The 20810-nt window shown below is 70.5% G+C and carries 17 protein-coding genes; 6 read left to right on the top strand and 11 right to left on the bottom strand.

The window, feature by feature from the left end; translation table 11 throughout:
* Positions 1 to 251: transposase (locus CCR97_RS13445; RefSeq protein WP_201159561.1), on the top strand; the 251-nt coding region annotated here is incomplete at its 5' end.
* A 222-nt stretch (positions 252 to 473) separates the two neighbouring features.
* Positions 474 to 1100: an HAD hydrolase-like protein gene (locus CCR97_RS13450; protein WP_111358277.1), complete on the top strand. Its 627-nt coding sequence runs from the start codon at positions 474 to 476 to the stop codon at positions 1098 to 1100.
* A 123-nt stretch (positions 1101 to 1223) separates the two neighbouring features.
* Here CCR97_RS13450 and CCR97_RS13455 read toward each other — a convergent pair whose 3' ends face one another.
* The 4 genes from CCR97_RS13455 to CCR97_RS13470 all read right to left on the bottom strand — a co-directional run bounded on the left by CCR97_RS13455 (position 1224) and on the right by CCR97_RS13470 (position 4816).
* Complete coding sequence (locus CCR97_RS13455) at positions 1224 to 2300, bottom strand: Ntn hydrolase family protein (protein ID WP_201159562.1); 1077 nt, start codon at positions 2298 to 2300, stop codon at positions 1224 to 1226.
* A 32-nt stretch (positions 2301 to 2332) separates the two neighbouring features.
* Complete coding sequence (locus CCR97_RS13460; protein ID WP_111358279.1) at positions 2333 to 2953, bottom strand: glutathione S-transferase family protein; 621 nt, start codon at positions 2951 to 2953, stop codon at positions 2333 to 2335.
* A 103-nt stretch (positions 2954 to 3056) separates the two neighbouring features.
* Positions 3057 to 4328 (bottom strand): putative Na+/H+ antiporter, encoded by a 1272-nt coding sequence (locus CCR97_RS13465; RefSeq protein WP_111358280.1) that lies wholly within the window; start codon positions 4326 to 4328, stop codon positions 3057 to 3059.
* A gap of 8 nt (positions 4329 to 4336) precedes the next feature.
* A complete protein-coding gene (locus tag CCR97_RS13470) occupies positions 4337 to 4816 on the bottom strand; it encodes a response regulator (RefSeq protein WP_201159563.1) in 480 nt (159 codons plus the stop codon).
* 152 nt (positions 4817 to 4968) lie between these two features.
* Here CCR97_RS13470 and CCR97_RS13475 point away from each other — a divergent pair, with 152 nt between their 5' ends.
* Both CCR97_RS13475 and CCR97_RS13480 read left to right on the top strand, forming a co-directional pair.
* On the top strand, positions 4969 to 6606 hold the full coding sequence (locus CCR97_RS13475) for an MASE1 domain-containing protein (protein ID WP_146618799.1): 1638 nt from the start codon (positions 4969 to 4971) through the stop codon (positions 6604 to 6606).
* Positions 6599 to 7219: a response regulator transcription factor gene (locus tag CCR97_RS13480; protein WP_111358283.1), complete on the top strand. Its 621-nt coding sequence runs from the start codon at positions 6599 to 6601 to the stop codon at positions 7217 to 7219. Before CCR97_RS13475 ends, CCR97_RS13480 begins: the two co-directional genes overlap by 8 nt.
* Positions 7220 to 7289: 70 nt before the next feature.
* Here CCR97_RS13480 and pssA read toward each other — a convergent pair whose 3' ends face one another.
* The 4 genes from pssA to CCR97_RS13500 form a co-directional block, all read right to left on the bottom strand.
* Complete coding sequence (gene pssA / locus CCR97_RS13485) at positions 7290 to 8297, bottom strand: CDP-diacylglycerol--serine O-phosphatidyltransferase (RefSeq protein WP_420826074.1); 1008 nt, start codon at positions 8295 to 8297, stop codon at positions 7290 to 7292.
* Positions 8298 to 8414: 117 nt separating this feature from the next.
* The gene (locus CCR97_RS13490) at positions 8415 to 8678 is read right to left on the bottom strand and encodes a hypothetical protein (protein WP_111358285.1); all 264 of its coding nucleotides are present in this window, start codon (positions 8676 to 8678) and stop codon (positions 8415 to 8417) included.
* 483 nt (positions 8679 to 9161) lie between these two features.
* The gene (locus tag CCR97_RS13495) at positions 9162 to 9899 is read right to left on the bottom strand and encodes a phosphatidylserine decarboxylase (RefSeq protein ID WP_274611518.1); all 738 of its coding nucleotides are present in this window, start codon (positions 9897 to 9899) and stop codon (positions 9162 to 9164) included.
* Positions 9900 to 10204: 305 nt separating this feature from the next.
* Complete coding sequence (locus tag CCR97_RS13500) at positions 10205 to 12187, bottom strand: ABCB family ABC transporter ATP-binding protein/permease (protein ID WP_111358765.1); 1983 nt, start codon at positions 12185 to 12187, stop codon at positions 10205 to 10207.
* A gap of 231 nt (positions 12188 to 12418) precedes the next feature.
* Here CCR97_RS13500 and CCR97_RS13505 point away from each other — a divergent pair, with 231 nt between their 5' ends.
* The gene (locus CCR97_RS13505; RefSeq protein WP_111358764.1) at positions 12419 to 13024 is read left to right on the top strand and encodes an LOG family protein; all 606 of its coding nucleotides are present in this window, start codon (positions 12419 to 12421) and stop codon (positions 13022 to 13024) included.
* A gap of 516 nt (positions 13025 to 13540) precedes the next feature.
* Entirely contained in the window at positions 13541 to 17557 is a 4017-nt protein-coding gene (locus CCR97_RS13510; RefSeq protein WP_111358763.1) for a chemotaxis protein CheB, read from the top strand.
* 9 nt (positions 17558 to 17566) lie between these two features.
* Here CCR97_RS13510 and CCR97_RS13515 read toward each other — a convergent pair whose 3' ends face one another.
* The 3 genes from CCR97_RS13515 to cimA form a co-directional block, all read right to left on the bottom strand.
* Positions 17567 to 18169 carry a hypothetical protein gene (locus CCR97_RS13515; protein WP_201159564.1) on the bottom strand — a complete coding sequence of 201 codons (603 nt, stop codon included), beginning with the start codon at positions 18167 to 18169 and terminating at the stop codon, positions 17567 to 17569.
* Between the two features lie 20 nt (positions 18170 to 18189).
* Positions 18190 to 18705 (bottom strand): hypothetical protein, encoded by a 516-nt coding sequence (locus CCR97_RS13520; RefSeq protein WP_111358214.1) that lies wholly within the window; start codon positions 18703 to 18705, stop codon positions 18190 to 18192.
* Between the two features lie 474 nt (positions 18706 to 19179).
* A complete protein-coding gene (cimA, locus tag CCR97_RS13525) occupies positions 19180 to 20778 on the bottom strand; it encodes a citramalate synthase (RefSeq protein WP_111358215.1) in 1599 nt (532 codons plus the stop codon).
* Between the last annotated feature and the right edge of the window lie 32 nt (positions 20779 to 20810).

Here is a 20810-nt window from a genome sequence, read left to right on the forward strand (position 1 = left end):
GATGGCAGATCGAGCTCGCCTTCAAGCGGTTGAAGTCGATCCTGCATATCGACCGGCTGCCGGCCAAAGATCCCGACCTCGCCCGCGCATGGCTCCATGCGCATCTTCTGCTGGCGCTGCTGGTCGATGACATGATCGCCGCGGTCGGCGCACTTTCCCCCTCCGGAGAGCCTCCGTCGTCAGCTCTCGATGTGGTGCACGGTGACGCTCGTCAGCGCCGTCGTGCTCGCGATCGTCGCGCCGCCGCCTGATCTCGAAACCATCCTCGACATCATCCGCAGCCGCCAACGCCAATCGACCGAGCCGTCCCGCCGACGACGCCTCCAGATGACCCAATGCCCAACTTTATCTTAGCGCCTATGGGGCATGTCCCGGCCACGACTCTGTTCCGGCCGCACCCCGGTGGCCCATGGAGAGCCACGTCCGCGGCCCGTCGCATTGACGCCTTCGGCTGCCCGCGCTACGGCTGGCCCGTGCGCTATCAGCTGATCATCTTCGACATCGACGGCACGCTGCTCGACTCGTTCCCGTGGTTCCTCTCGGTGCTCAACGACGTCGCCGACCGCTACGGGTTTCGTCGCACCGCCCCGGACGAGGTCACGTCGATGCGCAACGCCGGCACGGCCGAGATCCTCGACCGGCTCGCGGTGCCGCGTTGGAAGCTGCCGATGATCATCCGCCACATGCGTGCGCTGAAGGCGGCACAGCTCGACCGCATCCCGCTGTTCCCGGGCGTCGACGAAACGCTCGCCGCGCTTCAGGCGCGTGGCGCCACGCTCGCCATCGTCTCGTCGGACGTGGAGGCGAATGTCCGCCGCTCGCTCGGGCCGGCGAACGTCGCGCGCATCTCGCACTTCGCCTGCGGCGCCTCGCTGTTCGGGAAGGCGAAGAAGTTCCGCGACGTCGTGAGGCGCGCCGGCGTCGCGCCCGACGCGGCGCTCGCGATCGGCGACGAGGGCCGCGACATCGAGGCGGCCCGTGCCGCCGGCCTCGCCTGCGCCGCGGTCGCCTGGGGCTACGCGGACGTGAAAGCACTGCGCGCGAAAACGCCGGACCTGGTGCTCGAGCGGTTCGAGGAGATTCTGGAGCGGCTGGGATAAGTCTCGGTCATTCCGGGGCGGCGCGCAGCGCCGAACCCGGAATCCAGCCCCGAAGCTCGGCATTCACCGCTAGATTCCGGGTTCGCGGGGCTCCGCCCCGCGCCCCGCAATGACGGGACCATGTCATGCGCTCTCGCAAATCACCTCCCGCACCGCCGTCACGGGCCGCGGCAGCGCAGCTCCGTCGGCCTCGTAGCCGACGACGCGCAGCACGCCGGTCGCCGGCGACATCGCCACGCCGATGCGCGTGTAGGGATTGAGCACCGGCGGCACCACCCAGTCGAAATCCTTCGAGATCGCGCCGTCGAAGTCGGCGATCTGGTCCTGCCGGACGCGGCTCATCGCCGCCGCCTCGGCGAAGGAGCGCGTCAGGAAGGCGTTCGCCGGCATGCGGGCCTCCCAGGCCGGCCGCGGCGGCGACCAGTCGTTGGCCGCCGTGGTGTCGTCGGTGCGGATCGCCGCGCCCTCCTCGGTCCGCTCGATCACGCAACGCTCGCCCGGCCGCGGGCCGACCAGCGTGTAGATCACGGGCCGCGACACCGGCACGTTCTCCAGCATTCTTCGCGCAACCGCGTAGTCAGCCGCGGTCTCGAACACCCGGCGCAGCAGATGGTCGGGCGGCAGGTGGCGGACCGGCCAGGCGGCGAGCGCGTTCGCCGCCATGTCGTACAGGCGCAGCCACGGATGCAGGGTGCGGCGGCGCATCGGCGCCTGGTTGATGGACGCGGCGAAGCGCCCCGGCGCGAGGCCGGTCAGCACACCGGCGAAGCCCGGCCAGCCGACGCTCCAGTAATCCCCGGCCGCCCCCGGGAGCCGGGCCACCGTGACCCGGCGCCCGAGCCCAGGGAACGGCCAGTCGAGCGTGCGGGCGAGCCACGGCGCCCCGCCCTCCTCGCGCGCCAGCGCCGTGCACGCCCACTGGTACGAGGCGTTGAGCACCCAGACGCCGGAGACGCCGAGCGTCGCGGCCATGGCGGCGATCTCGTCGACATAGGGCGAGGCGGAGCGGGCGAGCCAGCGGCGCGCCAGCGCGTCGCCGGCCGGGATCGCGAGGCCGATACCGGGCGGAAAGAAGCCGAGGCAGTCGTCGCGCAGTCCCCTCGCCCGCTCCGGATCGAGCCGCACATGCGCAGCGAGCCCGCCGTCGCGCAGGTCGACGACGGGGATGTGTGGCAGGTCGGGTGGCGTCGGCGCGTGCATGGCGATGTCGTCGCGCCGCGGCCGCGGCCGGTTCAACCGGCCTTGTCCTTCAGCTCGGCGTCCAGCGCGGTCGCCTTCTGGAGGGCCGGCCGGGCGTTCAGCCGCTCCACATAGGAGACGAACTCGGGCCGCGGCGGGATCAGGCCGAACATCATGCCCCAGCGGAGCTGCGAGCCGATCACGATGTCGGCCGCCGTGAAGGTGTCGCCGAGCAGGTACGGACCCGCCGTCAGGGCGCCCGAGACGACGTCCATCACGGTGTCGAAGTCGCCGTAGCCGAGCGTGCCGCGCGGCGCCTCCTGGGCCCGCTTGAAGGTGCGGTCGATGATCGCCGGCTCGATGCAGCTCGGCCCGAAGAACAGCCATTTGAGATACGGCCCGCGGCGCTTGTCGCCGATCGGCGGCGCGAGGCCGGCCTGCGGGAAGGCGTCGGCGAGATAGCAGCAGATCGCTGACACCTCGGTGATCACCACGCCGTCGTGGTCGAGCGCCGGCACCTTGCCCATCGGATTGACGGCGAGATAGGCGGGGTCGCGATTCTCGCCCTTGCTCATCGAGAGGACGCGCAGCGCGTAGGGCTGGCCGATCTCCTCCAGCATCCAGCGGACGATCGACGAGCGGGACGGAGCGATGTGATAGAGGATCAGCGCCATGGGGGTCCGTTTCGGGTACGCGGCCGCGACGGCCGCCGGGAACCCCCGGTGTGTACCAGAATCGTGGCCGGATCTCGCCCGAAAGACGCGCCGGGCCGCGCCCTCACGGCAGCAGGCGGAACGCCGCGATCGCCACCAGGGTCGGCACCGAAGCCGCGGTCGCCAGCCGCACCGGGCTGATGCCGCCCTCCGGAAAGCTCCCCTTGAGCAGCGAGTAGCCGGCCGGGTTCGGCGCGTTGGCGATGACGGTCAGGCCGCCGCCCGTCACGGCCCCGGCGACCAGCGCGTATTTGGAGTCGTCGTCGAGGGTGTCGACGAGCGAGCCGAGATAGGTGAGCGCGGCATTGTCCGTGAAGGCGGTCAGCACGGTCGCGCCGTAGTACAGCGCGGTCGAATCCAGCACCTCCAGCAGCGGCTGCAGCCACCAGCGCTGCATCCCCCCGAGCACCACCAGCCCGGCCAGGAAGAAGCCGACAAGCAGACCCTCGCGAAGAATCAGCCGGCTCTGGTGGCGCCGATACGCCTCGGTGAAGCCGAGGAAGAACAGGAACAGCGCCAGGAACACAACGGGATGATGTGCCGTGACGATGACGCCGATCAGGAAGGCGAGATGCACGGCGATGACGCTGCGCGGCACCTCGAGCTTGGCCAGCGCCGTCTCCTCGAACGGAATCGCCCGCAGGTCGGCGCGGAACACGATCGCCGCCCCGACCGCGTTGCAGACGACGGCGATCGCCGCCTTCCACCCGAAGTTCAGGAGCATGAAGGAGAGGTCCCAGCCCCACCGCTCCGCGACCATCAGGACGGGCGGGGCCGCGAACGGCGTCAGCGTCCCGCCGATCGAGACGTTGACGAACAGGACGCCGAGCGTGCCGTAACGGAAGGCTTCGCTGCTGTGCGGCCCGAAATAGCGCTGGCGCAGCAGCATGGCCGACAACGTCATGGCGGCCGGCTCGGTGATGAAGGAGCCGAGCAACGGCCCGAACACCATGACGGCGAGATAGTAAGCGGCCGAATGCGGCAGCGGCAGCTTGCAGCCGATCCACAGGAGCAGCGCGCCGGCGAGATCGAGGATCGGGCGGCTCGCCGCCATCACCATGATGACGAAGATGAAGGCCGGCTCGGTGAAGACCCGGCTCTCCAGATAGGTGAGCGCGGCGTGCGGCGTCGTCCACGCCGCCATGAAGACGAGCAGCACCATGGCCCAGAAGCCGAACACGACCTCGACCTCGCCGAGCAGGTGCCACAGGCCGGCATGCGGCGAGGGACCGTGGGCGAGGCGCTCGAAGCGGCTGGCCATGAAGGTATGCACGAGCGCCAGCCCGAACAGCCCGGACGCGACCAGCTCGACCGTGCTGGGGGCGACGTCGGTCATCGCGGGCCTCAGCCCTCGGTGCGCAGACGCGCTGCAGACAGCCCGGATCGCGACGGATCCGCCGGCGCACGTGCGTCGGCGCCGGCCTCCGGCTGCAGCCCCGCCGCGGTCGGCACGAGCGCGAGCACGGCGGTGCGCGACAGCGGCTTGCGCAGCAGGGCCGTGGCGCCCGTCACCCGGGCGAGGATGCGATCGTCGAGGTCACCCGTCTCGACCACGGCGATGCCGAGGCCGGGGTCGCGCGCCCGCAGCGCCAGGAACGTGTCGAGCCCCGGCCAGGGCGGCAGCACGCGGTCGGTGACGAGGAGCCGGCCGCGCCCGTCGCGTAGCGCCCGGCTCGCCTGGTGACCGTCGCGGGCGACCGTCACGCAGTGCCCGGCCGACTCGAACCAGAAGGCGAGGACATCGCGGGTCCCCTCGTCTGTGCAGAGGATCACGATCCCGCCGTCGCGGTCCGCACCCTCTCGGTCTGCGCCATTGCCGGTCATGATCCGCTCCGCCTGTTCGCCCATCTCGCATCCGGCATGCGACGGCGGCGGTCGCGCGGCAATTCGTGACGTCGGCCTAGGGTGCTATGCTGAGGGGTCCATCCCTAGGTATCCACCCTTAGCGGCATTGCGCGAGGAACGGCGGTACGACCGTGCAGATCACCCGTCCCGATCCGTCGCGTCGCCCGTTGCCGATGTCGCTCTCGAAGGTGCTCTCGCTGCCGTGGCCCGTGCTGGCGCTGGCGTATCTCGCCGGCTACGTCCTGCTCGACTGGGTCAGCTACCTGCACCCGTTCGCGCCGTTCGGCATCACGCCGTGGAATCCGCCGACCGGGCTGAGCTTCGTCCTGGTGCTGCTGTACGGTCAGCGCACCATCCCGCTGCTGTTCGTCGCCCCGGTCCTCGCCGATCTCCTGGTGCGGCATCTGCCGCTGCCGTGGACCGTCGAGCTGCGGACCGCGGCCGTGATCGGCGGCGGCTACGCGCTCGGCCTCCTGGTGCTGCTGCAGCCGGCGCTGCGGTTCAATCCGACGCTCGGCACCATGCGGGATCTCATGCTGCTGCTCGTCGTCGCCGGCGCCAGCGCCGCCGCGGTGTCGTTCGGCTATGTCGGCTTCACGGTCGCGGCCGGCCTGTTGCCGCTCGCCGAGCTCCCCGCCGCGATGGTGCAGTACTGGGTCGGCGACATGATCGGCATCGCCATCGTCGCCCCGTTCGGCCTGATCCTGCTCACCCGCGGCCGCTCCGTGCGCGTGTCGGTCGAGACCGCCGTGCAGATCGCCGCGACCCTCGTCGCGCTGGCCCTCGTCTTCGTATTCGCCGAGCGTCACCACTCGCAGCTGTTCTACATCCTGTTCCTGCCGATCATCTGGATGGCGGTGCGCGGCGGCCTGGAGGCCGTGACGGTCGGCGTGCTGCTCACCCAGCTCGGCCTGATCGTCGGCGTTCATCTGCTGCCGAGCGAGGAGATCGACGTCACCGGGCTGCAGGCCCTGATGCTGGTGCTGACCCTGACCGGGCTGGTCGCCGGCGCCCTGGTCACCCAGAACCGTCGCACTGCCATGCAGCTCCGCCTGCATCAGGACTCGCTCGCCCGTCTGGCGCGGCTCGGCAGCATGGGCGAGCTCGCCACCGCGATCGCCCACGAGATCAACCAGCCGCTGACCGCGGCCGGCACCTATACGCGGCTCGTCGCCGAGACGCTGCGCGAGGACCCGAACCACCTCGCCGTCACCGAGACGGCCGAGAAGGCGGCCGCCCAGGTGCAGCGGGCCGCCGACGTGGTGCGCCGGCTGCGCGCCCTGATCCGGCTCGACCAGACCGGCCGCGCCCCGGTGGCGGTGACCCGCATCGTGCGCGAGACCCTCGACCTCGTGCATCCGGAGCTCGACCGCCACGGCGTCACGGCGACGGTCGAGATCGCCGACGACCTGCCGCCCGTGATGGTCGACATCCTGCAGATCGAGCAGGTGCTGCTCAATCTGATCCGCAACGCCGTCGAGGCGATCGAGGAGACCGGCGAGCCGCGCGGCCGCATCGTCGTCACGGCGACGGCGGCGGGCGACATGGTGGGCGTCGTAGTGGCCGATTCGGGGCCAGGCTTCCCGACCGACTTCCCCGGCCTCGACAGCCCGACCTTCGGGTCCGGCAAGGCGGACGGCCTCGGCTTCGGCCTGTCGCTGTGCCGCTCGATCGTCGAGGCGCATGGCGGCCGCCTGACCGTGGAACGTCCCACGGCCGGGGCGCTCGTCCGTTTCACCGTCCCGATCGCCAAGGTGTCCGATGCCTGAGCCCTGCCCCGTCGCGCTGGTCGACGACGATCCCGCCGTGCTCGATGCGCTCGCCCTCTATCTCGAACGGCGCGGCCTGACGGTGACGCGCTTCGCGTCGGCCAACGCGCTGGTGGCGGCCGGGGAGGACGCGGCGGCGTTCGAATGCGTGGTCGCCGACGTTCGCATGCCCGGCCTGTCGGGCCTCGACCTGGTCCGGCACCTCGCCGAGCGGCCCGCGGCGCCGCCCGTGATCCTGATCACCGGCCACGGCGACGTCGACATGGCGGTCGCCGCCATCAAGCTCGGCGCCTTCGACTTCATCGAGAAGCCGTTCGACGAGGCCCGCCTGTTCGAGGCGATCGGCGTGGCGGTGGCGAAGCGACGCGCCAGCCGGCAGGACGCCGAGGCGCTGGCCGACCTGCAGGCCCGCTTCGAGTCGCTGAGCGAGCGCCAGCACGAGGTGCTGACGCTGGCGACCGAGGGCCTGTCCAACAAGGAGATCGCGGCGCGGCTCGGCATCAGCCCGCGCACGGTCGAGATTCACCGCGCCTGGGTGATGGAGCGGATGGGCGCCCGCAATCTCGCCGAGCTGGTCCGCATGGCGATGCGGCTGCGTCCGACCGGCCCGTGACGGTCGTCGGCGGCCATCGAGGGCCGCCGAGGCACGCGAGACGCGGGCCTCGGCGCCAGCGGGCCGGCCGCTAATTGAGCCGGCTCGGCCGTTCGTTCTGGCCGGCGGCCGCGGACGTCGCGCCGGGCGGAGGTGTATCGGCGCCCGGGACCGGTGCAGGCTCGGAGGCTGCAGCCGATCCCGCGGTCGGCTCGGCCGTCGCGGCGCGCTCGGCGTCCTCCCGGGCGAGACGGCGATACGCCTTCCAGCCGAGCGGCAGGCAGCCGAGATAGATCAGCGTGCCGATGGTCAGGACCTCCCAGGGGAAGCTGACCAGCAGCGCGAAGAACAGGACCGCGATGAGGAACGCCGGCAGCACCATCTCGGGCGACACCCGCGTGCCGAGCTTCTTGCCCGACCACACCGGCAGCTTGGAGATCATCAGGAGGCCGATCGCCAGCGTGTAGACGAGCACCAGCGGGATCGGGATCAGATACTTGGCGAGGCCGAGGAACTGCAGGTAGATCGGCAGCAGCACCACGATGGCGCCGGCCGGCGCCGGGATGCCGGTGAAGAAGTTGCCGGCCCAGGCCGGGCGGTTCGGGTCGTCGATCATGACGTTGAACCGCGCCAGTCGCAGCCCGGCGCAGATCGCGAACACGATGGCGACGATCCAGCCGACGTTCTTGTAGTCGGACAGGCCCCAGAACCACAGGATCAGGGCCGGCGCGACGCCGAAATTGACGAAGTCGGCGAGGCTGTCGAGCTCGGCGCCGAAGCGCGACGTGCCCTTCAGCATGCGGGCGAGGCGGCCGTCGACGCCGTCCAGCACGGCGGCGAACACGATGGCGGCGAGCGCGAGCTCGAAGCGGAGCTCGGCGGCGAGCCGGATGGCGGTCAGGCCGGCGCACAGCGACAGCAGCGTGACCACGTTCGGCACGAGGGTGCGGACCGGAATCGGCCGGAAATTCCGGCGGAAGCGGGCCTCGCGGAGGCGCACGTCGCGGAACCGCGACCCACGCCGGTCTCGATCGGGATCGAAGGGAGGAAACAGGGACATGGCGGACGAACTATAGACCTGTGCGACGGGTTCCGCCATGCCGGCGCGGCGCAACGCGGTGTCGCGGTGAACGGTTCGTCGGCGGCGGCGCGGCCGCCCCGACACAGGGTCGGCGGAGGTCGGACGGAACGGGACGACCGCCACGCTGACCGTGGCCTACGCCGAGCCGGCCTCGCCGGTCGCCGCGAGGATCCGCGAGCGTGCCTCGCCGGTGCGCGGCCCGCCCGACCGCTGCTCGACCGTCCGTGCATGACGAATGGCGCGGGCGACCGCGGCCCAGTAGCGGGCGCGATCGGCCTTGCGAAAGTTCCGCCGCTGCATGCGCCGCGCCACGCCGTAGGCGCGCGCCCCGAACACCTCGATCAGCCGCCGCGCCTGGACTTCGACAGAGCTGTCGTGATCGAACTTCATGCGCGTCATCGCCCAACCTCGCAATAGTGTTCACCGCCGCGCCGGACCCGGCGCAGCCACAAGTGAGCGGCCGCGTACAATGAAAACGCAAACACACGGCGATCAGGAACGAACAAGCGGACACGTCCGAACATCTCGACGGATGCGGATCGTCGTCACGTCTCGTTTTGTCTTGATCGCGAACCGATCCGACCACGCCCGTGCTTGGACGCGCCGCCGACCGGCCTCTTGATTATTGTTTTTTGCAGTCGCCCCGATGCCTCACCGGTTTGTTCTCAGGCATCGGGAGCAGATTGGCAATACTCACCCCGATACCGTAGTCGGGCGAGACTCTGGAATCGTCCGCCACTTTGGAGACATTCCAAAGTGAATGACGGTGACCCGTCGCGGGCGGACTCGGTCCGTTCTCGCCGGACCGAGCGAAGCGCCGCGGGCGACGCCCGGGAACGGTCCCGGGCACGGCTCGGCTGCGTCGTGGACCTCCGGCCTGCCCTACCCGACCCGGAAGGTGCGGCCCGGATCGGCGGTCTTGAGATCGGCGATGATGGTCTCGCCGGCCAGCGTGGTCTGGCCCTCGGCGACCAGCGGGCGCGTGCCCTCGGGCAGGTAGATGTCGACCCGCGACCCGAAGCGGATCAGCCCGACCCGCTCGCCGGCCCCGACCATCGCGCCCTCGCGCACGAAGGTGACGATGCGGCGCGCGATCAGCCCGGCGATCTGCACCATGCCGATCTTGACGCCCGTCGGTGTGGCGATGACGAAGCCGTTGCGCTCGTTGTTCTCGCTCGCCTTGTCGAGGTCGGCGTTGATGAACAGGCCGGGCGTGTAGGCGATGCGCTCGATGCGGCCGGCCGTCGGGCTGCGGTTCACGTGGACATCGAAGACGCTCATGAAGATCGAGACGCGCGGCAACGGCGCGGTGCCGAGCCCGAGCTCGGCCGGCGGCACGGCCGGCGTCACCCGCGACACCCGCCCGTCGGCCGGCGAGACGAGGATGCCGTCGCGCAGCGGCGTGACGCGCGGCGGATCGCGGAAGAAGTAGGCGCACCACAGCGTCGCCACCACGCCGATCCAGCCGAGCGGCGACCACAGCCAGAACAGCACCAGGCTGACCAGCGCGAACGCGCCGACGAACGGATAGCCCTCGGAATGGATGGGCACGAGCTGGGAACGGATCGAATCGACGATGGACATGAGTGCTCTCGAAACCGGTTGAACTCGCCGGAGCATGCAGTCGCCCCGGCCGAAACTGTGCCCCGTCGTCCTGAGGTGCTCGGGCGAAGCCCGAGCCTCGAAGGACGGACGGCCTCCGGGACGGCGGTCGGCCTGATCCGGCCGGACGTCCGGCGCGCCCCGTTCGAACGCCCGGGCCGTCGCCCTTCGAGGGCCGCGAGTCCCGCGCTTTGCGCGGGCGCGCGGCCACCTCAGGGTGACGGAGTGAGCGAGTCGATGGGTGCTTCCCTATCACATTGCCGCACCGGTCGCGCGGCTGCGTCCATGGCCGCGCACAACCGGCTTGCGGAGCCGGCGGCCGGTCAGGCGGCGGCCTCCGCGCGGTCGGCGGGGCGCGGGGCGGGCGCATCCGGGTGGTCGTCCCCCTCCGCCTCGCCTGGTGCCGGCGGATTGCGGTTCGGCGCGTCCGGCGAACCCGCCTCGCCCTCGCCGGTCTGGGCGAGCTTTTCGCGCGCCTCCTCGGCCTCGCGCTGGCGGTTCCACATCGAGGCGTAGAGCCCGCCCGCGGCGAGCAGCGCCGCGTGGGTGCCGCGCTCGACGATGCGGCCCTTGTCGAGCACGATGATCTCGTCGGCCGCCACGATGGTGGAGAGGCGATGTGCGATCACCAGCGTGGTGCGGTTCTTCGACACCAACTGGAGCGCGTCCTGGATCTCCTTCTCGGTGTGGCTGTCGAGCGCCGAGGTCGCCTCGTCGAGCAGCAGGATCGGCGGCCCCTTCAGGATCGTGCGGGCGATGGCGACGCGCTGCTTCTCGCCGCCCGAGAGCTTGAGCCCGCGCTCGCCCACCTCGGTCTCGTAACCCTTCGGCGCCATCCGGATGAAGCCGTCGATCTGGGCGAGCTTCGCCGCCTCCTCCACCTCGGCGTCGGTCGCCTCCCAGCGGCCGTAGCGGATGTTGTAGCGGATGGTGTCGTTGAACAGCACGGTGTCCTGCGGGACCATGCCGATCTTCTCGCGAAGCGACGCCTGGGTGACCGCGCGGACATCCTGGCCGTCGATCGTGATGCGGCCACCGGTGACGTCGTAGAAGCGATAGAGCAGCCGCGAGATCGTCGACTTGCCGGCGCCCGACGGTCCGACGATGGCGACCGTGCGGCCTGCCGGCACCTCGAAGGAGAGGCCCTGCAGGATCGGCCGGTCGGGATCGTAGGAGAAGCGCACGTCCTCGAACCGGATGGTGCCGGCCGGGACCGTGAGCGGCGCCGCGCCCGGCGCGTCGGCGATCTCGGTCTCGCGCTTCAGGATGCGGAACATCTGCTCGATGTCGATGATCGCCTGCTTGATCTCGCGATACACCATGCCCATGAAGTTGAGCGGCTGGTAGAGCTGGATCATCATGGCGTTGATCATGACGAAGTCGCCGATCGTGTGGGTGCCGTTCTTCACCCCGATCGCGCACATCGCCATCACGACCGTGAGGCCGATGGAGAAGATCGCCGCCTGCCCGGCGTTGAGCACGGCGAGCGACGTGTAGGCCTTGACGCTCGCGTCCTCGTAGCGGGCCATCGAGCGGTCGTAGCGCTGGGCCTCGCGCTGCTCGGCCGAGAAGTACTTCACGGTCTCGTAGTTGAGCAGCGAGTCGATCGCCTTGGTGTTGGCCTCGGTGTCGCTGTCGTTCATCTTGCGGCGGATGCCGATCCGCCACTCGGTCGCGACGTAGGTGTAGGCCATGTAGAGCACCACCGTGACCACGATGGTGACGACGTAGCGCCAGTCGAACTGCCACAGCAGCACGCCGATGATCAGGGCGAACTCGACGATGGTCGGGACCAGCTGCAGGAGGACCATCCGCACGATGGTCTCGATCCCGTTGCGGCCGCGCTCGAGCACGCGGGTGAGCCCGCCGGTCTTGCGCTCCAGATGGAAGCGCAGCGACAGCTTGTGCATGTGCTCGAAGGTGAGGATCGCGAGACGACGCACCGCGTGCATGGCGACCTTGGCGAACACGCCGTCGCGCGCCTGGGTCAGCACCGCCATCAGGATGCGGCTGCCGCCGTAGGCGACGGTGAGCGCGATCGGGGCCGCCAGCACCCAGCCGAGCGTCGTCGCCGTGCCGGCCGGCGCGCCGGTCTCGGTCAGCGCGTCGGTCGCCCACTTGAACGTGAACGGCATCAGGATGGTGGCGAGCTTGGCGCCGAGCAGCAGCACCAGGGCCCAGACGACGCGGGCCTTCAGGTCGGCCCGGTCGGACGGCCAGATGTACGGCCACAGCGCCACGATGGTGGCGAACAGGCGCCCGCTGTCGGCGGGCACGTCGCGGGAGTCGGGCGCGGAATGTCTCATCGAGGCTCGGTTGCTGGGCGATCGGGCCGGAACCCGTCCGTCGAATGGCAGGTCGCACGGCCACGCGCGACGCGACCGGCAGGAGCGGCCGGCGCCGCCCGTCTCCCATATAGGCCTTCCCGCCCCGAAGTGCAGCCGCTCCGGCCGGCCCCGATCGGCCGCGCCTCTCCCGGCCGGACCGTCCGGCGCTGCGGCCTTGACGCGCGCCGGCGCCGGGGCCAGATGCAAAGCATGAGCAAGATCCGAAGAATCTGCGTCTATTGTGGCTCCAGCCCGGGATCCGACCCGGCCTATGTCGCGGCCGCCCGTCGGCTCGGCCGGCTGATGGCCGAGCACCGCATCGGCCTCGTCTACGGCGGCGGCTCGAACGGCCTGATGGGCGCGGTCGCCAATGCGGTGGTCGACCACGGCGGCGAGGTCGTCGGGGTCATCCCCGAGTTCCTGCGCACCAAGGAGAACCAGTTCGATCGCGCGACCGAGCTGGTCGTCACCCGCGACATGCACGAGCGCAAGCAGATCATGTTCGACCGGGCCGACGCCTTCGTGGCGCTGCCGGGCGGCATCGGCACGCTTGAGGAGCTGGTCGAGCAGCTCACCTGGGCCCAGCTCGGCCGCCACAAGAAGCCGATCCTGCTCGCCGACATCGGCGGCTTCTGGCAGCCCCTGGTCACCGTCCTGCAGACCATGCGGTCGGCCGGCTTCATCCACAACGGCGGCCTGATGAACTACCGGGTGTGCGACCGCGTCGACGACATCCTGCCGACGCTCGCGGCCGCCGTCGCCCCGGTCAGCGAGGCCGAGAAGGCCGGCGATCCGGCGACCGTCGCCCGCATGTGAGGACTGCGCATCAGCAGTCATTCTCGGGCGCTGTGCGGGTGGCCGTCGAGAGACCGCGGTTTCGGGCGAGACGCGTCGTGCCGCCCGGGGACGACGGCGCAATTCTGCGAGGCCTCGCAGCGGAGGCGATCGCCCGTAAAGCATCCGCGCCACGGCCTGAGCGTCGGCACGAACCGGCGAATCGGAAGCACGGCAGACTCTCGACCAGAAAGCCCGCCGCGGCGAACGCCGAACGTCCCCCAGGTTGTATAACCATGCCGTTACACAACAGCCGTCGGGAGGTAGTAAATCCTGCCTAACATCCGGACAATCCACATTTTTTGGCCTTTCATCCTACGCATTGCTACTTAAAATACGCATACTTACGTAGGACACGCCATTAGTCAGAAGGTATTTTTCTGCACGATTAACATTCGTTCTAGTAAGCGCACTAGTCGCGCGGATGGTGCAGCGCTCCTTCTGCACACCTGTGGTCGAACTCGGTTTGGTCGAAATCCGGCGCGGCGGGAGATCCCGATGAGTCGACGTGCGCTGCCGACGCGACGCCCCGGTCGCGACAAGACGGGCGGCTCCGACGCCCCGCGCAAGACATCGAGCCGCGCGACGACCGAGCCGGAGACGGCCACCGCGACAGCGCCGGACGCGCCGGCGGCCACGCGGCCGAAGCGCGCCAGCCGGCGCCCCGCCGCCACCGCGGACGACGCGGCCTCGACGGACGCGAAGACCGGGCTCTACGTCGTCGGCATCGGCGCCTCGGCGGGCGGCCTCGAGGCGTTGCGCCCGTTCGTCGCCGCGCTGCCGCGCTCGTCCAACCTGTGCTTCGTGGTCGCCCAGCATCTGTCGCCGCAGCACCGCAGCATGATGGTCGAGCTGCTCGGCCGCGAGACCAAGATCCCGGTGGTCGCCATCGACAACGGCGTCACGGTGAAGCCCAACACGATCTACATCGCGCCGCCCAACAGCGATGTGTTCTACCGCAACGGCAAGCTCGTCCTGCGCGCGCCGCTCGAGGGCGTCGGCCCGAAGCCGTCGATCGACCACTTCTTCACCAGCCTCGCGGCCGGGCTCGGCCCGCGCGCCATCGCCATCGTGCTGTCGGGCACCGGCTCGGACGGCGCCAACGGGCTGCGCGCCGTCAAGGCGCACGGCGGCATCACGTTCGCCCAGGAGCCGACCTCGGCCAAATACGAGAGCATGCCGCGCGCCGCCATCACGACCGGCGGCGCCGACCTGGTGCTGACGCCCAAGGAGATCGCCGGCAAGCTCGACGTGGTCGCCCAGGGCCACGACCTCCATCTCGGGCTCGCCGAGAAGGGCGACGGCGACGGCGGCGGCACGTTCCAGAACATCATCCGCTACATCCGCCACCACACCGGCATCGACTTCAGCAAGTACAAGGAGGCGACGCTGCGCCGACAGATCGCGCGGCGGATGTCGGCCCTGCAGGTCCGAACCCTCAAGGACTACGTCACCTATATCGACCAGCACCGCGACGAGCTCGACACGCTCGCCAAGAACTTCCTGATCTCGGTGACGGCGTTCTTCCGCGACAAGGAGTCCTTCACGGCGCTCGGCAAGGTGCTCGACAAGATCCTGCGTGACAAGCGGCCCGGCGATCCGCTGCGGATCTGGGTGCCGGGCTGCGCCACCGGCGAGGAGGCCTATTCGATCGCCCTCCTCCTCGCCAGCAAGTCGCCGGCCCGCATCGGCGCCCTCAAGGTGCAGATCTTCGGCACCGACATCGACGGGGCGGCGACCAGCCACGCCCGGCGCGGCGAATACGCGGAGAGCAGCGTCATCAATCTCGGCGCCGCCATGCGCCACAACCACTTCACCAACAACGGCCGGCTGTTCCGCGTCGACAAGGCGGTCCGCGACCTCGTGGTGTTCTCGCGCCACGACGTGGTGCAGGATCCCCCCTTCAAGAACATCGACCTGATCAGCTGCCGGAACCTCCTGATCTACTTCAAGCCGGCGCTGCAGGAGCATCTCTTCAAGATGTTCCACTACGCCTTGCGGCCGGGCGGGCACCTGTTCCTCGGCAAGTCGGAGTCGCTCGGCACCTGCAAGGGTCTCTACGTCACGGTCGACGCCCGCCACAAGCTGTTCCGCCGCCGCGACGTGTCGATCCGGCCCTACTACGTGCCGCGCGTCGAGGGCGTGCTGCCGACGCCCGATATCGGCCACCTGCCACGGCGCAACGTGGAGCCGCCCGAGCGGGATTTCGGCCGGATCGGCCGCGACATCATGGTGGAGCGCTACGGTCCGCCCGGCATCTTGATCTCGCACGACGGCGAGCCGCTGCACTTCTTCGGCGACGTCAGCCGCTTCGTGCGGATCGGCAGCGGCAGCGGCAAGGTCGACCTCAACCTGATGAACATCATCGAGCCGACGCTGCGCGGCGAGTTGCGTGTTCTCCTGCACCGCTGCCAGCGCGACCACGGCTCCCACCACGGCCAGTATCATCACATCCGCGACGGCGAGCGCAGCATCCGCCTCGCCGCCCATGCGCTCGACCGCCAGCATAACGACGAGCGCCTCTACCTGATCTGCTTCGAGGAGCGCGAGGCGGCGGCGCCGCGCGGCCCGCAGGTCGCGGCCGCGCATGCCGACGAGGCGACCTCCCAGCAGATCGCCGCGCTCGAGCAGGAGCTGAAGGCGACCAAGGAGAACCTGCAGACCGTCGTCGAGGAGCTCGAGACCTCCAACGAGGAGCTGCAGTCGACCAACGAGGAGCTGCAGGCCTCCAACGAGGAGCTGCAGGCCTCGAACGAGGAGCTGGAGACCGCCAACGAGGAGCTGCAGGCGACCAACGAGGAGCTGACCACGGTCAACGACGAGCTGTCGGTGAAGACCGGCGACCTCGCCGAGGCCAACGGCGAGCTGGAAGGCATCATGGCCAACTCGGCCGAGGGAATCGTGCTGGTCGACCCGACGTTCCACGTCGTGCGCAGCAACGAGCGCGCCGCCCGCATCCTGCGGCTCGGCAACGACCTCGCCCGGCACCATCTGCTCGACGTGGCGACCGCCGCCGGCATGCCGTCCATCCGCAAGGTGATCGACGCGGTGCTGAAGGCCGGCACGCCGCACACCGAGGAGATCCAGATCCAGGACCGGCTCTATCTGATGCAGCTCTCGCCGCATCGGGTCGAGCGGCGGATCCGCGGCGCCATCCTGAGCCTCTCCGACGTGACCGAGCTGCGCGTCGCGCAGCGCACCGCCGAGGAGCAGGGCCGCCGCGCCAGCATCCTGATCGAGACCGCGACCGACGGCATCGTCATCGCCGACCACCGCGGCCTGGTGCATGTGTGCAACCCGGCCGCCTGCGCCTTGCTGGAGGTGAGCGAGGCCGGGATCCTCGGACGGCCAGCTGGCGGCCTGTTCATCGCCGGCGACCGCGACGCCGAGCCGCTGGTCGCCCATCTGCTCGGCGTCGGCCGGGACGAGGCGGCGCAACGCTTCGAGATCGCGCTGTCGCGGCACGGCGTCGTGCGCCACTTCGACGTGGTGCTGAACGAGTTCACGCTCGGCGGCGACGTCTATCGGGCCGCCACGCTGCGCGAAATCACCGAGCTCCACGTGGCACGCGAGTCGCTCGCCCGCGCCAAGAAGACGGCCGAACAGTCGAACCGCGCCAAGACCGACTTCCTCACCCGCATGAGCCACGAGCTGCGCACGCCGCTCAACGCCATCGTCGGCTTCTCGGACGCGATCCTGTCGGAGATCCACGGTCCGCTGCCGCACGAGCGTTACCTGTCCTACGTGAAGGACATCCACGTCTCCGGCGTGCATCTGCTCGGGCTGATCAACGACGTCTTCGACATCGCCAAGGTGGAGGCCGGCGTGCTGCGCCTCCACGAGATCCCCTCCGATCTCGTCAAGCTCGTCTCCAGCGCGGTCAGCTTCGTCGGCCCGATGGCCGCCAAGGCCGGCGTGCTCGTGGTGTTCGACTTCGCGGCGAGCGTCGTGTGCCTGCGCGCCGACGAGCTGCGGGTGCGGCAGGTGCTGCTCAACCTGCTCTCCAACGCGATCAAGTTCTCGCACCGCGCCGGCAAGATCCGCGTCTCGGTGCGCACCCTCGACGACGGCGGCGTCGCCGTCGAGGTCGCCGACCAGGGCATCGGGATCGCGCCGCAGACGATCGAGAAGATCGGCACCGAGACGGTGTCGACCGGCTTCGTGCGCGACGGCGCCATCGAGGGCAGCGGCCTCGGCCTGCCGGTCAGCATCGCGCTGATGAAGGCGATGGGCGGCACCTTGAGCATCACCAGCACGCCCGGCAAGGGCACCACCGTGACGATGCGGTTTCCGCCCGATCGGGTGCTGCCGCCGAGCAGCCTGTCGCCACCGGGCAGCCTGTCGGCGCCGGGCGGCCTGTCGCCGACGAACGGAAGCCCGCCGACGAACGGCGGCGACCCGCGCCGCGACGTCGATGCGGACGCCGGCGGCGACGGGGGGGCGAACGGAACCTCGGCCGCCGCGGGACCGGCCCGCAACGGCCGCAACGGCCGCCGGACCGCCGCCCGGAGCTGAGGCCGCGGATCAGTTCACGACGCCGGGACCGCCGCCCCCGGTCCGGGCCGACGGGCCGATCGGCCCGGCGGCGGTCAGCCGCGCGTGCCGGTCGAGCAGCACGGCGAGGGCGCGGGCGGCCGTCAGCACACCGCGGCAGCGGCCGCCGCCCCCGACCCGCGCCAGCGCGCGATCGAGCGCCGCGGCGTCGCCGGCTCGGGCCGCCTGGACGAGCCCGAGAAGCTCCGCCTCGTCGCCCGACACCTGCGCGCACGACGCCGGGAAGAAGGCGAAGCCGCCGCGCCGCTCGGTGCGCAGCGCCCGCACCAGCGCCCCGGCGCGGCCGACGAAGGATGGCCCGTCGACCGGCCCGAAGGCGTGCTCGGCGCAGGCATAGGCGGCGTCCCAGCAATCGGCACTCGCCGTCATGTAGCCGGCGCACACGTACCGCACGAGCGCCAGCGCGAGCTGCTCGCCGGCGTCGCCGCACACCGCCCGGCAGTCGCGGCAGGCGCCGCAGACACGGGCGAAATCGAAGCGGATCGGCTCGCCGGGAACGCCGTCAAACGGCGCCACGATCTCCGGCGCGGTCTCGGGCTTCGTCTCCGGCACGGTCTCTCGCGCGATGCTCATGCGGGCTTCCTCGGGGGCGTTCAATGCAGGGTGCAGGAGGTCGCGGCGCCGGCCGCCGCCGCGGCCAGGACCGCGTCGACCGCGTGCCGCACCGGCAGGATCAGGCCGGCCTGCGCGAACAGCGTCGCCAGCCCGCGCGTCGGGGCGAGCGCGAAGGCGATGCCCTCGGGATCGAGCCAGCCGGCGAGGCGCGCCCGCGTTCCGGCGACGTCGTCCTGCTGGGCGGCCGTCACGGCCGCGACGAGGCGCAGCTCGTCGGCGGAGAGCTGCGGGCACTTGCGGCAGCGCACCTCGAAGCGGCGCACCGCCATCCGGGCCGTCACCCGCAGGAGCGCGTCGAGCGACAACGCCGCGTCCCCCGCACCGGCGCGGTCGAAGGCCGGCCGCAGCACCGCGACCGGACAGCGCCCCTCCCGCATTGCGACGACCCAGGTGCGGCATCCCCAGACGACCAGCTGCTCGGCCACGTCGAGCGCGGCGAAGCGATCGACCGGGGACTCGTCCTCCAGGGTCGGATCGACGGTGACGGAGCGCATCACGGCTGCGTCCTCGCGATCACGCCCCGCAGCGCGATCGCCGGCGCGGCCCTGCTCGGGACCGCGCCGCCGCCGGCGCGGGCATTGCGCCGGACGGCTGTCCGCCGCAGCTCGGGGGAACGACGATCGGACACGCGACACCTCCTCGGTCGGGACGATGTCGCAAGTATTGTCGCGGCCCCTCGACTGTCGAGGGTCGCGGGATGCTTTTCGATCTATTGCAGGATTACAGAGATTCGAAGGTGGAGGGGATGCTCTGGAACTCCAGCGGCCTCGTGTCCCGGGCGCGCGCGCAGCGCCGTGACCCGGGAGCCAGGGCGTTTTGGCGAAACGCCTGCCGAAGCGCCGACCGTGCCGCCCCTGGGCCCCGGCTCTGCGGCGCATCAGGCCTGCGGCCTGACGCGCCTTGTCCGGGGCACGCCACCTCGATGCGGGGACGCGGTTCGTCCGTCCGGAAGCGCCGTTGCGTCTCCCTCACCCCGGCGCGCCGGAGCGGATCAGCTTGTAGACGATCGAGTCCATCAGGGCCTGGAACGAGGCGTCGATGATGTTGGGCGAGACGCCGACCGTGGTCCAGGTGTCGCCCGTGTCGGCGTCGGTGCTCTCGATCAAGACGCGCGTCACCGCCTCGGTGCCGCCGTTGAGGATGCGCACCCGATAGTCGGTGAGGCTCAGGCTCCGGATGTAGTCCTGATAACGTCCGAGGTCCTTGCGCAGCGCGAGATCGAGCGCGTGCACCGGGCCGATGCCTTCCGCGGCCGAGATCAGCGGCTCGTCGTCACCGACCTTCACCTTCACGACCGCGACCGTGGCGGTGACGCGCTTGCCGAGCGCGTTGATGCGGTGCTCGACGTTCACGTCGAACTTCAGCACCTCGACATAGTCCGGAACGGTGCCGAGCATCCGCCGCGCCAGCAGCTCGAAGGAGGCCGGCGCCGACTCGTAGGCGTAGCCGATCGCCTCGCGCTCCTTCACCACGTCGAGCAGGCTGCCGATGCGCGGGTCGTCCTTGTCGATCACCAGGCCGACGCGGGCGAGCTCGGCCAGCACGTTGGAGCGACCGCCCTGGTCGGAGACCAGCACGTCACGCCTGTTGCCGACCGTCTCGGGGCGGACATGCTCGTAGGTCGCCGGATCCTTGAGGATCGCCGAGGCATGGATGCCGGCCTTCGTCACGAAGGCGCTGGGACCGACATAGGGCGCGTGGCGGTCGGGCGCGCGGTTGAGCATCTCGTCGAGCCGTCGCGAGACCCGCGTCAGGCTCGCGAGCCCGGCGTCCGACACCCCGACGTCGAACCTGTCGGAATACTCGCGCTTCAGCTTGAGGGTCGGGATCAGCGACATCAGGTTGGCGTTGCCGCAGCGCTCGCCGAGCCCGTTGAGCGTGCCCTGGATCTGGCGCACGCCGGCCCGCACGGCGGCGAGCGAGTTGGCGACGGCCTGCTCCGTGTCGTTGTGGGCGTGGATGCCGAGTCTCTCACCCGGCACCTTCTTCGTCACCTCGCCGACGATGCGTTCGATCTCGTGCGGCAGCGTGCCGCCGTTGGTGTCGCACAGCACCACCCAGCGGGCGCCCTCCTTGAAGGCCGTCTCGGCGCAGGCGAGCGCGTAGTCGGGGTTGGCCTTGTAGCCGTCGAAGAAATGCTCGCAATCGACCAGCACCTCGCGGCCGCGGCCGAGCGCCGCCTGCACGCTATCGCGGATCGAGGCGAGGTTCTCCTCCAGCGTCGTCTCCAGCGCGACGCGAACGTGATAGTCCCACGACTTAGCGACGAAGCAGATCGCGTCCGCATGCGCATCGAGCAGCATCGCGAGGCCGGGGTCGTTGGAGGCGGAGCGGCCCGGCCGCCGCGTCATGCCGAACGCCGTGAAGGTCGCCTTGACGCCGCGGTCCTGCGCGAACAGCTCGGTGTCGGTCGGGTTGGCGCCCGGATAGCCGCCCTCGATGTAGTCGATGCCGAGCTCCGCCAGCATGCGGGCGATGACCAGCTTGTCGGCGAGCGTGAAGTCGACGCCGTTGGTCTGCGCGCCATCGCGCAGCGTCGTGTCGAAGAGATACAGGCGTTCCGTCATGGTCGTGTCCTGTCGCCGCCCGCGGCGCGCGG

Origin of the sequence: Rhodoplanes elegans, from assembly GCF_016653355.1 — a bacterium.
Taxonomy (GTDB): Bacteria; Pseudomonadota; Alphaproteobacteria; order Rhizobiales; family Xanthobacteraceae; genus Rhodoplanes; species Rhodoplanes elegans.